Source organism: Bacillus sp. LUNF1 (assembly GCF_011008975.1).
Taxonomy (GTDB): domain Bacteria; phylum Bacillota; class Bacilli; order Bacillales; family Bacillaceae; genus Bacillus; species Bacillus velezensis.
The window spans coordinates 695,126-708,924 of the sequence record NZ_CP048876.1 but is presented as its reverse complement, the minus strand read 5'-3'; the positions used below and the strand labels follow the sequence as shown (position 1 = coordinate 708,924).

At 47.5% G+C, this 13,799-nt stretch carries 17 protein-coding genes; 4 read left to right on the top strand and 13 right to left on the bottom strand.

Features of this window, described 5'->3' with window-relative positions:
* Nucleotides 1-288 precede the first annotated feature (288 nt).
* The gene (locus G4O42_RS03665) at nt 289-3,471 is read right to left on the bottom strand and encodes a bifunctional cytochrome P450/NADPH--P450 reductase (RefSeq protein ID WP_032872477.1); all 3,183 of its coding nucleotides are present in this window, start codon (nt 3,469-3,471) and stop codon (nt 289-291) included.
* Nucleotides 3,472-3,635: 164 nt separating this feature from the next.
* Between G4O42_RS03665 and G4O42_RS03660 the strand changes: the two genes are divergently transcribed.
* Nucleotides 3,636-4,706 carry a DUF3900 domain-containing protein gene (locus G4O42_RS03660; RefSeq protein ID WP_032872479.1) on the top strand — a complete coding sequence of 357 codons (1,071 nt, stop codon included), beginning with the start codon at nt 3,636-3,638 and terminating at the stop codon, nt 4,704-4,706.
* Nucleotides 4,707-4,742: 36 nt separating this feature from the next.
* On the opposite strand, the gene G4O42_RS03655 is transcribed toward G4O42_RS03660, so the two are convergent.
* Nucleotides 4,743-5,864, bottom strand: a complete 1,122-nt coding sequence (locus G4O42_RS03655) for an FAD-dependent oxidoreductase (RefSeq protein WP_023356765.1) — start codon at nt 5,862-5,864, stop codon at nt 4,743-4,745.
* A 154-nt stretch (nt 5,865-6,018) separates the two neighbouring features.
* Here G4O42_RS03655 and G4O42_RS03650 point away from each other — a divergent pair, with 154 nt between their 5' ends.
* The gene (locus G4O42_RS03650; protein ID WP_032872481.1) at nt 6,019-6,531 is read left to right on the top strand and encodes a MarR family winged helix-turn-helix transcriptional regulator; all 513 of its coding nucleotides are present in this window, start codon (nt 6,019-6,021) and stop codon (nt 6,529-6,531) included.
* Between the two features lie 38 nt (nt 6,532-6,569).
* Here G4O42_RS03650 and G4O42_RS03645 read toward each other — a convergent pair whose 3' ends face one another.
* From G4O42_RS03645 to G4O42_RS03630, 4 genes are all read right to left on the bottom strand, one after another.
* Entirely contained in the window at nt 6,570-7,214 is a 645-nt protein-coding gene (locus G4O42_RS03645) for a Bax inhibitor-1/YccA family protein (RefSeq protein WP_032872484.1), read from the bottom strand.
* Between the two features lie 90 nt (nt 7,215-7,304).
* Nucleotides 7,305-7,607, bottom strand: coding sequence for an FMN riboswitch-binding regulator RibR (gene ribR, locus G4O42_RS03640; RefSeq protein WP_007408940.1), 303 nt, complete (start codon nt 7,605-7,607; stop codon nt 7,305-7,307).
* A 29-nt stretch (nt 7,608-7,636) separates the two neighbouring features.
* Complete coding sequence (locus G4O42_RS03635; RefSeq protein WP_003155693.1) at nt 7,637-7,810, bottom strand: YezD family protein; 174 nt, start codon at nt 7,808-7,810, stop codon at nt 7,637-7,639.
* Between the two features lie 310 nt (nt 7,811-8,120).
* A complete protein-coding gene (locus G4O42_RS03630) occupies nt 8,121-8,987 on the bottom strand; it encodes an STAS domain-containing protein (RefSeq protein WP_032872488.1) in 867 nt (288 codons plus the stop codon).
* Between the two features lie 160 nt (nt 8,988-9,147).
* On the opposite strand from G4O42_RS03630, the gene G4O42_RS03625 reads away from it, so the two are divergent.
* Together G4O42_RS03625 and hmoA are read left to right on the top strand one after the other, a co-directional pair.
* Nucleotides 9,148-9,510, top strand: coding sequence for a VOC family protein (locus G4O42_RS03625; RefSeq protein ID WP_032872490.1), 363 nt, complete (start codon nt 9,148-9,150; stop codon nt 9,508-9,510).
* Nucleotides 9,511-9,594: 84 nt separating this feature from the next.
* Nucleotides 9,595-9,921, top strand: coding sequence for a heme-degrading oxygenase HmoA (gene hmoA / locus G4O42_RS03620; RefSeq protein ID WP_003155696.1), 327 nt, complete (start codon nt 9,595-9,597; stop codon nt 9,919-9,921).
* Nucleotides 9,922-9,953: 32 nt separating this feature from the next.
* Here hmoA and G4O42_RS03615 read toward each other — a convergent pair whose 3' ends face one another.
* The 7 genes from G4O42_RS03615 to ant(6) all read right to left on the bottom strand — a co-directional run bounded on the left by G4O42_RS03615 (nt 9,954) and on the right by ant(6) (nt 13,768).
* Nucleotides 9,954-10,643: a YetF domain-containing protein gene (locus G4O42_RS03615; protein ID WP_012117024.1), complete on the bottom strand. Its 690-nt coding sequence runs from the start codon at nt 10,641-10,643 to the stop codon at nt 9,954-9,956.
* A gap of 113 nt (nt 10,644-10,756) precedes the next feature.
* The gene (locus G4O42_RS03610; protein ID WP_012117023.1) at nt 10,757-11,035 is read right to left on the bottom strand and encodes a YesK-like family protein; all 279 of its coding nucleotides are present in this window, start codon (nt 11,033-11,035) and stop codon (nt 10,757-10,759) included.
* 28 nt (nt 11,036-11,063) lie between these two features.
* Nucleotides 11,064-11,597: a GNAT family N-acetyltransferase gene (locus G4O42_RS03605; RefSeq protein ID WP_032872492.1), complete on the bottom strand. Its 534-nt coding sequence runs from the start codon at nt 11,595-11,597 to the stop codon at nt 11,064-11,066.
* 88 nt (nt 11,598-11,685) lie between these two features.
* On the bottom strand, nt 11,686-12,255 hold the full coding sequence (gene cotJC, locus G4O42_RS03600) for a spore coat protein CotJC (RefSeq protein ID WP_003155700.1): 570 nt from the start codon (nt 12,253-12,255) through the stop codon (nt 11,686-11,688).
* Nucleotides 12,256-12,269: 14 nt separating this feature from the next.
* Nucleotides 12,270-12,533, bottom strand: coding sequence for a spore coat protein CotJB (gene cotJB / locus G4O42_RS03595; protein ID WP_007408934.1), 264 nt, complete (start codon nt 12,531-12,533; stop codon nt 12,270-12,272).
* The gene (gene cotJA / locus G4O42_RS03590; RefSeq protein WP_003155704.1) at nt 12,517-12,765 is read right to left on the bottom strand and encodes a spore coat-associated protein CotJA; all 249 of its coding nucleotides are present in this window, start codon (nt 12,763-12,765) and stop codon (nt 12,517-12,519) included. The genes cotJB and cotJA overlap by 17 nt, the downstream gene beginning before the upstream one ends.
* 151 nt (nt 12,766-12,916) lie before the next feature.
* Nucleotides 12,917-13,768 (bottom strand): aminoglycoside 6-adenylyltransferase, encoded by an 852-nt coding sequence (gene ant(6) / locus G4O42_RS03585; protein ID WP_032872494.1) that lies wholly within the window; start codon nt 13,766-13,768, stop codon nt 12,917-12,919.
* Nucleotides 13,769-13,799 lie beyond the last annotated feature (31 nt).

The window sequence follows — 13,799 nt, the reverse complement described above, 5'->3', positions numbered from 1 at the left end:
CATGCCCATTGAACATCTTATCCCGCCAGCCATTAGACGCAGGATATCCGTTCTTCGTTTCACATTTTTTTCTGGCATTAAAAGGTACCGTATCAGACCCGGTCTGAAAATAGGAGATACCAAATATAAGAATAACACAAACTTCTAAAAACGAAAAATGAATATCAAAGACAGCCGCCCAACAGGCGGGCTGAAGTTATTGTATGCAAAGGGGCTGAAAAACTTGAAGGTTTTTTTGGCTGATGTAAAAAAAGGACTGGAGTCATCCAGTCCTTTTCATCAAATCGGTCAAATCCCCGCCCAAACATCTTTTGCGTAAATGCCTTTTGTCTGGAGGTCCAAAAGCCATTCTTGCGCTTGCCGTTCGTCTGTTTCGTGGACCGACTGATACGCTTTTTGCAGCGTTGCCTCTACATCGGGCGCCATTTTGCTGCCGTCGCCGCAAACGTAGAGGTGCCCTCCCCGGCTGAGGATGGAAATTAAAGCGCCGGCGTCTTTCGCCATTAAGTGCTGCACATACGTTTTCGGTACGCCTTCTTTGCGGGAGAAAGCCGTATGAAGCGTCACGATTCCGTCTTTTTCATAAGCTTCAAGCTCGTCACGGTAAATAAAATCATGATCGTTTCTGCATCCGAAATACAGATGAGCCTCCCCCAGCTCTTTTCCTTCTTTTTTTAACGCCGCGCGGGCCTGCAGAAATCCGCGGAACGGGGCGACTCCTGTGCCGGGACCGACCATAATAATCGGTTTTTCCGGATCTTCCGGCAGCCGGAATCGTGTTTCCGGAGTGCGGACAAACATCACGATACCATCCTCAGGGCCGCGGTCCGCTAAATAATTCGAAGCGACTCCGCGATACTCACCCAAACCGCTCCGGGCGGGGCCGCGAACGACGCCGACGGTAATTGAAGCCTGACCGGGATTTTTCCGAGGCGAACTTGAAATCGAATAATACCGCGGCTTCAGCGGACGCAAAAGCTCCAGAAATCGCTCAAACGGAAGTTCACACGCTTCATATTTTTCAAGGAGATCGAGCATCGAGACGCGCAATGTTAAGATTTGCTCCTGATAGACGCCCTCCTCAAGAAAATCTTCCAATTCCCGTTTGTGCGGCGGACAGACCGTATAAGCGGCCATTTCCCGGATTTGAGCTCTTGATGCCGCTTCCTGCAATTCGACACAGCTGCTCAGAAGATCATGCAGCCTGACCGGCCGATCAAGCGGGAGATGAGCCGCGCTCTGCCCGCTGGCCGTCAGCAGCACTTGATCATTCCCGTTCAGATTGAACCGGCGGAGAACACGGCTGACCTGCTCTTTGCTGTTTACCGGCAGCACGCCGAGATGATCCCCCTCATGATAGGCAGCCTCTTTCGGCAGAGTGATTTCGATATGCCTTGTGCTCCGGCCGCTTTCCGGCGCCTGAAGTTCCCTGTTTTCCGCAACGGATGCGTAAACCGCTTCATACGTCTGTGCCAAAGGAGACCCGCCAAGCCCGCTGACAAATTGAAGGCCCAGCGCACTTCGCTCTTTTTCGGCATTTTCATTCAGCTTGAGACCGAATGCCTTCATGGCGTCCGTCCACATGCTTTTTTTCCATTCATCAAGCTTTCCTTCAAAATCGCCGCTGACGTCCCCTTCGCCTCGGGAGGAAAATCGTTCCGCCCCTTTTTCGGCAAGCTTCTCATCAATAAGCCTCGGCACAGCCTGATATGTCGCCGCCCAGTTATGATCACCGCAGCCGAAGACGGCATATCGGACGCCTTCCAGTTCCCCGGGTTTGACTTCTTCAAGCCATTGAACGAATTGTCCCGCGTTGCTCGGAGGCTTTCCGTTATAAGAGGACGTAATGATCAAGAGAGCTCCTTCTTTCGGCAGTTTTCCGATCCGGTCATTTAAAGGCGCCGTTTCAGTCCGGACGCCATGCATCCCGGCAGTATCGGCAAGCTCCCGCGCCACGCCTTCTGCGGTTTCCGTATCTGAGCCGTACAGAATCAGAAGCGGTCGGTTATCAAGCCCGATAATGGATGCGCCTTTTGTTTCCCGTTTTTCTTTTTCGACGTCTTCCGCCGCTTTTTCAGCCGCCGGGAGAGCAGCCGCAACGGCTTCTTTGTTTCTCGGCCGCACCCGGATATGAAAGTCGCCGGGCTTGATCGTTAGTGTCTGTTTAATATCGAGCTCATAATCGGTGTGATCGATAAAGGTAAAATGCTGCAGAATCATCCCCAGAACAAGGGTTGCTTCATGCAGGGCGAACTGCATACCGATACACGCCCTCTGACCGTTTCCAAACGGCTTATACGCATGGTGAGGCACTTGATCAGGATGTTCAAACCGCTCCGGATAAAATTCCTCCGCATTGTCTCCCCATGCGTCTTTATCACGGTGAAGCTGGGGAATTAAAACGGAAATTCTGTCTTTCGGCGTGATCGGATATTTCCCGCCGATCACCGTATCCTCTTTCGCATAAAGGCTGAACGCAGGCGCGGTCGGCCATAAGCGCAATGACTCCTGCAAAATCATTCGGATATAACTAAGCTCCAGCACTTGTTTATAAGAAGGAACGGGATCGGTCAAAACCCGATCGGCTTCTTCATAGGCTTTTTCCAAAACACGGGGATGTTTCAGCAGAAAGTAGATGGCAAAGGAAAGCAGGCCGCTGGTCGTTTCGTGGCCGGCAATTAAAAACGTGATGATTTGAAACCGGATATTTTCATCATCAAGTTTTTCGCCCGTTTCCGGGTCTTCCACATTCAGCATTCTGGCCAGCAGATCCTTTTCATCCCGGCCGCCTGACCGGCGCTCTGCGATAATACTGTCAACTAACGAAAACATCGCCTGAATGTCATGATGAAATTGGCGCTTCGTCCTGATCATAAGCTTATCCTGAACATCAAGGCGCTGCATTTGGTGCATCGCTTCATCAAGGGCGCGCACCATGCTGTTGATAAACGGATGAGGCGTTTCCCTGTAATAACTGTTAAACCGATAGTTAAAGCCGCAAAGCCCGATCGTATCGAGCGTCAGGCGGGTCATATCAGCAGGCACATCAACGGCCTCATCCGGGTTCAGCCTAGCCCATTTTTGAATCAGCTGCACCGCGATATCAGTCATCATCGAATGATAATCTTTCATCGCGCGCTGGCTGAAGGTCGGCATCAGAATATTATGCGCCTTTCGCCAGTTAGGCTCATGCGTCCAGCTTGTAAACAGCCCGTCACCGGAAAACGCCCGGACTTTCTCCAAAGCCCCTTCAATGCTTTTATCGAACCGCTCTTCATCACAAACCTCTTTCACCAGTTCATGGCCGGACACGACGATAATGGCGCCCGCCGGCGTATGCAGCTGAAAAATAGGCCCCTGCTCGTTTGCCAGTTTGATAAGCGACATTGTAGGCTTGTCTTTATCAAGCAAAGGAAGATTGCCGAGCGGGCCGAATGTCTTCGGCTGCGGAATCGGACCTGTTTCCTTCATGAATAACACCCTTTCTAACACGTTGATGCGTTCCTTCCAACTACATTGCCCTTTTCACCGGCCGATTATCCGCCGTCACGGATCAATCATCGGATTGACGATCGATAACGGTTTTTTCTATACTGGAGAGGCTTGTTAAATACAGAAATAAGGTGAGTTCACATATGGATTTTGAAATCAAGTTTTTATCGTTTTACGTCATTCAAGTGGAAGGAAAAGACGAACAGGCAAACAAACAGTTCAAACATTTCCAGACCCTTGACACGGAAGAATTTGAAGAAAGCGAGCTGAAGGATTTTCTTGACGGGGAATTGAAGAAAATCGTCAAACGGAAAGCCGAACGGCATCCGCAATCCGAGCAGGTCCCCACAAAAATCGGCCATTTTATCACGGAGCCGAGCCATGAGCTTGATTCAAATCCGAATTACAACCTTTTCAACCGCGCCAGACTTGCGGATACGAAGGAAGCATTTATCGAGGCAAGCGAGCAGTTCGTCCGCACTTACCTTGATACAAGCGCCGTGCGCGGCGGTGTCTTTATCGTGGCATCGGCCGTTCCGCGCAAGTATTTTGAAGACAAATTCGTCTTTATGATGAAATGCGATTTCGAGCCGAAGGTCGCCCGCATCTCAGACGCCTCTTCTCTCATTAAAAAGGTCGAAATGGCCATCACGACAAAAAACATGAAAAGCATTCAATATCCGTATATGCCGGAAGAAGGCATGACGGAAGAGCATGAGCTGAAAATCCACCAGGCCTCGCACGCCCGTTATTTCGAGGATTTTCTCAAATTTGTCGAATACGGCGAATCGATGCCGGAAATCATGAAAAGCCAAGTCATGAACATGGTGCAGGAACACGTGTATGAAACGTTTGAAGAAAACAGCGAAGAGCTTCAGCAGTTTGAGCACGACATTGAAATTTGGGAAGCGAGTGAAAAGCGGGAAATTCAGGAGCGCCTCGACACCCATCAAGTCATCGAGGCATCCGCGCAGATCATTGAACACACGCCGGAAGCCGAGCTGAAAATGAAAGTCGGAGAAACAGAGATTAAAGGATTACTGGCTGATTTCGGCGAATCCATCCATCTCGCAAAAGTGAACGGGCGCTATGTCGCGCTCATTGAGGCGGAGACGATCTCGTTTGAAAAAGGCAGTTCGCCGGTGGAGTTTCATAAGCCTGAGGGGCTGCATGAGGTGATTGAGCGGATACGGAATAAATCTGAACAAGACTGACAAAAGTCCAGACGCCATGTTCTGGACTTTCTTTATTTAATAAGGCTCTTTGAGCAATCGATAGCATTCACTTATGATGTCTTGGACGCCGGGCGTTCCCTTTATCTCGCGGCGGACGATTTCAGATGAGAGATTCTGCACCTGTAATGCCCGCTCCGCCCGTCTTTCGAAGTATGCTTGACATGCAGTTTCATGGTTTTCGTGCTTTTGCAGTTCTTCACTAAGCACAATCGCGTCTTCAATCGCCATCGCCGCTCCCTGCGCCAATGTCGGCGCTCCTGCATGGACGGCATCCCCGCCCAGAACGACGCGGCCTCTGTGCCACGGTTCTTTGACCGCCATCTGCTCAATCTTATGAAACAAAACGGGATATTCCTTTGACATATTCTCTGTCACAAACTTCACTCCCGGAATTCCGCGCAGCAAGTCTTTCACCCGTTCAAAACGCGTGTCCTCGTCATCCCTGAAGTCAGCGTCATACGGCCGGATGATAAATACGTATCCTGTTTTTTCAGAGAGCGGCACGACTCCGACCTGCGTCTGCCCTTTTTTATACATCAGTGTCGAATCATGAAATATCGGCTCGGGAAAAGAAATGTAAAATCTGTGCGCTCCCATGCCGAGATACTCCGTTTTCACTTCTCTTTGCAGCATTTGATCGCGGACAGCGGAGCGGATGCCGTCAAAGCCGGCGAGAATGTCAGCCGTCATCGCGGTTCCGTCTGCACAATGCACCGTTATGTCATCTGCCGTTTCTTCGTAAGACACGACTTTTTTACCGAGCAGAATCGTGACCCCCGCCGCTTCAGCATGCTTTTTGAGGATATCGTTTAACGTTTGCCGCAATATATTATTCCGCCCCGGCAATGAATCATCTAAAAACGCCTCACTCACTTTAAACTGCAGCGTTCCGTTTTCATCATGCTGCTTCAGCCATTCCGTTTGAAAGCCGTGTTGACAGCATTCATCATACACACCGATTTCCCGCAGCACCCGCAGCGCATTTTGAGGCTGGAGAATGCCCGCTCCGCTTTTTCGCATGTCGGACGCCGCCTCGCAAAGGGTCACTTCAAAACCCGCTCTGCCGAGAGAAATCGCTGCGGACAGGCCGCCGATCCCTCCGCCCGCTATGATGATCTTTTTCACTTCATGGTTCATCACGATACCGCCTTCTCTATTTATTTATTATTCATTAACTATTAGCCACCTTACTATATAGCTAGGCTGAAAAACTGTCAATCTTTATAGGTTGCCTTTTGAATCCGGCAAGCTTATACTTTGAATCACTAAAATGGTACGGAGGCTTACAAAAATGGAGTTGAGACATTTGCCGGATTACTCGCAGATTGCCGGACGCGCTGGGATTTACGCCGATATGGATGCTGAATCATTGAAAACATTTTTGACGTTATTTGATATGTCTAAAAAAATGAATCAGGTCATGGAGCATTATTTCTCAAGTCACGGATTGTCCGAAGGGAAATTCAAAATTTTAATGTTTCTGTTTGACGCACCCGGCCACAGCCTGAGTCCGACGGAGCTGGCGAAAAAATCCAATGTCACCAAAGCGACCATCACCGGATTGATCGACGGACTCGCACGGGACGGCTTTGTAAACCGCAGCCGGCATACCGGCGACAGACGAAAAATCAGCATCGAACTCACAAAGGAAGGAAAAGAAAAGCTGATGCTGTTTCTTCCCGGCCACTTCTCCAATATTTCAGGAGTCATGGAAAGCTTCACCGCTGAACAAAAAGCGGAATTGACAAAAATGCTTGAAGTATTATTTGATAAGCTTCTGCTGTTTTCCGGCGGCAGAACATAAAAAGGCGCCCCTCTCAGCAGGGCGCCTTTTTCGCGCGGTTAATCATCACTGTTTAAAATTCCGAAAAACCGCAGCAGGTTGATAAACAGGTTAATAAAGTCGATATAAAGCGTCAATGCCATCAAAGGAATCAAATCAGCCGTGATGTCCCGGTGCTTGATCTGGTTCAGATCGTATAAGATGTACATTGAAAACACAATCGTCCCGATGACGGAATACGCCATCATGGCGGCGGAATTCAGCGGGCTGAAAATATTAAAGATTCCCACTGCGAGAAGCGCGATAACAGCGACAAGCAAGAAGGACCATAAAAACGACAAGTCCTTTTTCGTCTTAGCGCCAATCGTGCCGAGCACCGCAAAAATCACAAACGATGAACCGAATGCCTCCAATACGACATAGGCCCCCGCTGCGGACGCATAATGGCTGATAATCGGAAACAGCGTCATTCCGGAAATGAAAGCGAATGAAAACACAAACACATATCCGACGGCTTTTTTTCGGCGCAGCCAAAATGCGGCGATGATCATGGCGACCTCTAAGACCGACAGCGGCAGCATGAATGCCGGCGGAATGAACTGGCCCGTATACAGGCCGATTGTCGCAACTAACAGTGTAAACACAAATACCGTTATAATGCGCTGCATAATAGATTGTTTGCTCTCATAAGCAGCAGTTTGCATGTCAAAAGTCCTCCCAAAAAATGATCGTGATAGGTCTATTATAAATAAAATGGGAGAAATTTGTATGATTTTAAGAAGATTTTAAGGATGTCAGGCCTGACGTTTTGCTGCGCACTCCTGCATATCCATGAAATCATGCAGTTTTTTCGTCAATCCGCCGTGCCCGAATCGGATATTCCCCTTCTGCCCCGGCGTTTTCGCGAAATCGAGAAATGCCAGCACATAAAGACGCCTGACGGGAATCGGAATGACGCCCGCATCATAAAACCAGCCGTCAATTGTATTGAGCACGCCTTTGTTAATGCCGTATTGCTTCGTGCACCAATGCAGAAAGCGCACTTCGGGCAGGTGCAGATACCGGCTCTCCCGGAAAGGAACAGTTGAATGCTTCATATGTACCGCCTCCTGTCATTGGCTGTTTTTTAAGATTGTTTTACTTCTTTGCTCTTCAGGGAAAATCGATATTTCTCCACCTTATCAATTTGTGTCACTTGGGAATTATGAACCGTAATCTGAACAGTCCCGAAATCGAGCGTTTCCAGCGCACTGATAATCTTTTCGATCACATGCGGATCTACGTTTCCTTTGGACGTCATCATGCTCCCCCTTTATGTCTGGCCGTTCGTCTTTTGACAATGAGTGTTTTAATTCATACTATTCTGATAAGAAATATATAATTATACTATTATGTTTTCATTCAGAAATCAATAACATTTACACAATTTTTGGATATGTTTTCTTTGCGAAAACTTTCACTTCCTTCGCTTTGATATAAACCGTGTCGCCGCCCCCGCCCCCAAGGCGTCATATTGCTCTTTTTAAGAACGCAATCTTCCGTTCCGACATATTTAAATTGTTTTCCGCTGACAAAAAAAGCGCCCCGCCTCTGGACGGAGCACCTTTTTTCTATGCTTTTGCTTCCTCGATCACACATGTGACACCCATGCTGGCGAGCGCTTGCTCCAGAGATCCGTAAGTTTGATACTCTGAAAAATCAAGCCCCAATTGGATAGAAGTCTGTGCCACATCAGGCCGAATGCCGGAAAACACGGTTCTGATGCCGAGGAGAAATAACGTTTTCGACAGCATATACAATTGCTGCGCCACCATCGTATCGACAATGGGCACACCGGACAGATCAATCACAAGGTTTGTGATCCGTTTGGCGACACAGTTTTCCGGCACCGACTCCAAAATCACGCGCGCCCGTCTCGTATCAATCGAGCCGATGAGCGGCAGAGTGCCGATCGTATCCGCGATCAAAATAACCGGACAGCTCAATTCGGAAATAAGCTCCTGCTGAGATGACAGCCTCGCGATCATTAATTTCTGAAACTGTTCAGTAAAATCCGTCATCAGCTGATCAAACGAGCCGTTGACAAGGTGATTCCAGCGGCGGGCATCCTCGTTTGTTACGGTGTCCTGATGCTCATCCATAAAACGGGTGACCGCCTCCCAAAAGACGGTTCTTGAATTGCCGATCGCCTCAACGACCTCATGAACTTCCGCGTCTTGCTCCACTCTGCTTTTCGCTACCTGTGCGGCCCATTTTTCTTTGTTATGCTGAAAAACGGCCGGATCTTCCAAAAAAGCGCTTGCGATGACCGTGTTTGTAAAGGTATGCTGCTCGATCAGCAGCCGTTTCATTTCCTCACTTAATTGATCCGCAGAATAAAAACGCCCTCTCAGCTTCCGTCTCAGCTTGAGCCATTTTTCCGTCAGCTCTGCCGAATGTGTAATAATATAATCATGAAGTAATTGGTCTTTGTTCACTGCCGTCTCCTCTTTCAAGAATATGTACTTTTGTCTAAATTATAAATCGGAATCGCCGATCGCACTAGAGAAATTAAAAAAACCTGCACATTAAAGCTTTTGATTGCTTTTTTCGGCAGGAGGATACACTATAAAAGAAATGAAACAGGAGGTCAGTATGATGATCAAAAAAATCGCGACAGTCGCCGTATACACTGATGATCAGCAAAAAGCGAAAACATTCTGGACGGAAAAAGCGGGGTTTGAAACCGTCGCCGAGCATCCGATGGGCCCGGGCGCCTTCTGGCTTGAGGTAGCGCCCAAAGGAGCCGCCACTCATTTGGTTATTTATCCGAAATCGATGATGAAAGGGGCCGAGCATATGAAGGCTTCTATCGTATTTGAGTGTGAAGATGTCTTTGCCGCATACGAACAGATGAAAAAGAACGGCATCACCTTTTTAGATGAACCGAAACAAATGGACTGGGGCAGCTTCGTGCAATTTAAAGATGAGGATGGTCATGTCTTTCTCCTGAAATCGTAATCCGTCAGGCACCCCAATTGACTTTGAGAATCATTTTCATTTAAAATGTTGGATAAAGCGTGAAAAGGATTGGAGAGCTGCCAGATGTTTGTGCAAATCAGAAAAATGACCGTAAAAGAAGGACATGCCGACAAAGTAATCGAACGCTTCAGTTCAGAAGGCGTGATTGAAAAGCAGGAAGGTTTGATAGACGTAACAGTCCTGGAAAAAAAAGTCCGCCGCGGTGATGAAGAAGTCGTCGTATTAATCCGCTGGGAGTCAGAAGATCATTGGAAACAATGGGAAAAAAGCGAAGACCACATCGCGGCCCACAAAGCAAACCAAGGCAAGCCGAAACCTGATTATATGCTTGGGACGGATGTCGGTATGTATCATGTCAGAGCCGTTAAAACAGGCGTACACGAAAAATAATAAAGAGCATTTGCCCCAGGGCAATGCTCTTTTTATTTTTTCTCCTCATACGGCAGGACAAACAGCGGTTTATCAGGCTTCCATTCCGCATACAGCACGTCCTCCGTTTTTTTGATGTTCAGCTTTTTCAGCTCCTGATTCAGCTGCTTTTCTTCCAGCCCGGCTTCTTTCAGATTTTCATACAGCACTTCGCCGTCAATAATCAACGTGACCGGCAAAGAGACCTGCTTCGGCTTTATTTGCATGTCGCCGTTTTTCGTCGTGTCATATTGAAATTTCGGCAGGACGCTGACCATCCCGTTTGTTTCTAAAATCGCGTACTCCGCTTCCTGTATGGAAAAGCAATTCGCCTGTCTGAGAAGGCTTTGCAATTGATTAATGTCCAGCTTATTCTTTTTCAGCACATCATATTTCAGTTTTCCTTTATGTATGATAATACTCGGCTCGCCTTCCAACAGCTTTCTGGAGCTTTTTACTTTCTGCGTAATCAGTTCGATGAGATAAATTAAAATCCCCCATAACAGAGAGGCAAAAATGATTTCAAAGATCCTGACGCCTTTATCATACACCGCATTTCCGACCAGTTCGCCGAGGATGAGCGCGGAAATAAAATCAAACGGCGTAATTTGCGAGAATTGAGTTTTTCCAAGCAATTTTAAAATCACAAATAAAATACCCAAACCGCATACTAACTCCCAAGCCACTGTAAGTAAATGTCCCATATTCGCACCTTCTTCTTAAAAGTCATTACCATTATGGACATTCGCCTGTTTTCTATACAGCGGCCGGCAACACACAAAAAAACGCAGCCGAGGCCGCGTTTTTTCACTTCTGCTTACTGTTTTCGATTCGATCTGACGACCCGTAAGCACACCTCAGCGGCATAACCGGCGGCCGCTCCGGAACCCGCAAACATCGCGGCAAGCCCCAAGCCCATTCCTTCCCAGCCGCCGACACCGAAAATGCTGTAAACAACCGTACCGAAAGCAGTCAGGCCCAGCACCGCCAAAAGGCACTCAGGCCACATCTTTTTCGGCCATTTCTTGCGGAGCACAGCCGATACGGCAAAGTTAAGACAAAATGCGGCCAGACAGATCAGATAAAAAAACCCCATGTCTTTTACCTCCGTCATGAGAAGCTTTTTATTTACTCACCTTTTTTTCAAACAAATGATAACCCGGCGCGAGTCCTTTTGATTCGTACCCCATTCCGCTGTAAAACGACTGAAGCGCCTTGTTTTCGGACACGCAATCGAGCCGGATTTTCGTTTTTCCCGGACAAGACACACCCGTCTCCGCCCAAGTCATGATTGTCCGGCCGAGCCCCGCCCCTGCAAACCGCCTGTTAATCGCCAGTCGATGGAGATATACGGACTCCTCATGTCCTTCCTCGCCCCATAGACGTCTGTCCCACCCGCTTGCTTCGGGAAGCAGCATGACGACGCCGGCCAGCTCTTCATTCTGCCTGAATAAAAAAACATACCCTTGGGCGATCGCCTCCCGCATATTGTGGGTATCTTCCCCTTCTAGAAGGCCGCTCCACTGGTTCGACCCTTTATCGCGAAGCCATTCTGCCGCTTGCACGAGCAGATCCATGACCTCTTCTTCATCATCCTTCCGGGCGGAGGTGACCCGGAATGCCCCCGCCTTCTCCTCCGTAATCGTAAATGGTGTCATAAAATCCTCCTGTAATCAGAATATTCGACACCTTTATTATAGACCAAACGCAGAAAGGAAAAAAACAGCCGTCGGGTTTGAGGGCCGTTTAAAAAATTTTCTTCTTATCACGTTCTTCTTTTAAAATCTCAACCGCTTCCCTGAAACGCATAGAGTGGACGATTTCACGCTCACGCAGAAAACGGAGTGAATCATTCAGGTCAGGATCATCGGAAATATCAATAATCCATTGATACGTCGCTCTCGCCTTTTCTTCAGCCGCAATATCCTCATATAAATCAGCGATCGGATCTCCCTTCGCCTGTATGTAAGACGCTGTGAACGGAACTCCGGCCGCATTGTGATAAAACAGCGCGCTGTCATGGTTGACGTAATGATCACTGAGCCCTGCATCACGCAGCTGCTCCGGGGTCGCATCTTTTGTCAGCTTATAAATCATCGTCGCAATCATTTCTAAATGCGCAAACTCCTCCGTGCCGATATCCGTCAGCAGGCCAATCACCTTGTCAGGAATCGTGTAGCGCTGGTTTAAGTACCGGAGCGCTGCGGCCAATTCGCCGTCCGCCCCGCCGTATTGTTCAATGAGAAACTTAGCCAGCATCGGGTTGCATGTACTGACTTTAACCGGATACTGCAGCTTTTTTTCATATACCCACATTTACAGATCCCTCCTTATACTTGCCATGGCCAAGGACCGCGGCCCCAGTCCCATTGAGCGCCGACCTGACTCACGCCGAATTGCAGAAGCGGTCCGTACTCAGGCTCAAACCGCTTTCTCAGCTGTCTTGAGTACCGGGAATATTCATGAAACTGCTGAAGCGCGAGACGGTCATGGGGATGCGTATCCAGATAAAGCGTCAGCTCCACCAAGACAAAGTCCGCCGCCTGAATTTGCTCCAGCAGCCGATAGTATTCATCATCAATCTTTTTCGCCATATTCGATTCCCCCCCGATAAGGATTATCATAGAAATCGTAAAGATCCTTCCAAAGGGTCCCTTTTCTCAATGCCTCCATCGGAGAAAACTGCTCCAAGTGATACGGCTGAAACCGCATATAAAGATGCGGCGGCGTTCTGTAGTATTTTCTCCCGATCGGCGGGCAGGGATCAAACCGGCTGTGGAAGGGTTTATAGGATTTGACCGGTGTAAACGGCTGATTTTCTTTCATTACGATCCTCCTTTCCTAAACACATGACCTTAATAGGTATGAATCCGTACCGGCATTTATGCCCTGTAAGAAAATAAAAAAGCCCGTTAGAAACGGACTCAATGCAACTCATCTGGAATTTTAAGTAAATAAATCATAATGAAAAATCTGCTTAAAAACGCTGATAATGTTTCAATGTATATTCCGTAATTTGTTGATCATATTCAGGATATTCATATCTCAATAAATCAGCCACTGACTTTGAATATGCTCTAAAGAGACCCTGGCAGTCAAACAATGCCTTCCACACGCTTTCATAAGTATTGCCGACATAAGTATTCAGCAGGATTTCCCAATCTTTCGCATTCATGTAATGTTGAATATACTTATAATTCTTCCCTACACTTAATGAAAACTGATTCTCTATCCCGATATTCCACGCAATCATACGCAAAACATTAGGCCTTAAAATGTCATTCATATGATCCAGCGCAAACAGTATTTCTTTACGCATTAATCCTTTAATCACATAGGTTGAAACCATCCAAAATTCATTGCAGCAATCATCAAACTCTCTGGGAGTCGGTTTCTTTATATGATATTGTTCATCACTCGCAATAATCTTACTATTGATTCGGTCATCCTTGTCTAATACTATTTCCGCCAAACCATCACTCTGTGTAAAATAATCCTCTGTTTGACTCAGAGGGATCAAAGTTAAGTCGATTTTATGATGATCTTTAAATAGCATTAGATAGGAGAACCAGTCTCCGAGCTCCGGAGGGAAAAGTTCCATATCTTCAGGTTTTTGCATCATCAATCTTTCGCCAAACTGATCCAGCCAGCTTTCGTCAGATGTGAAAGAGTCCATATCGGTCACAAAATAAGAAATATCATAGTCTTGAAATTTGTCTCTCGGTACATTTTTATTGGTTCTTGATCCCTCTAAAGTGACAAGACGGATTCTCTCGTCCTTCATCGCAATATCAAGAATCAATTTCATCATTTCGTCTTCACTTCTCACATGTAAAACCCCCCGATAAAGAGATTTTTAC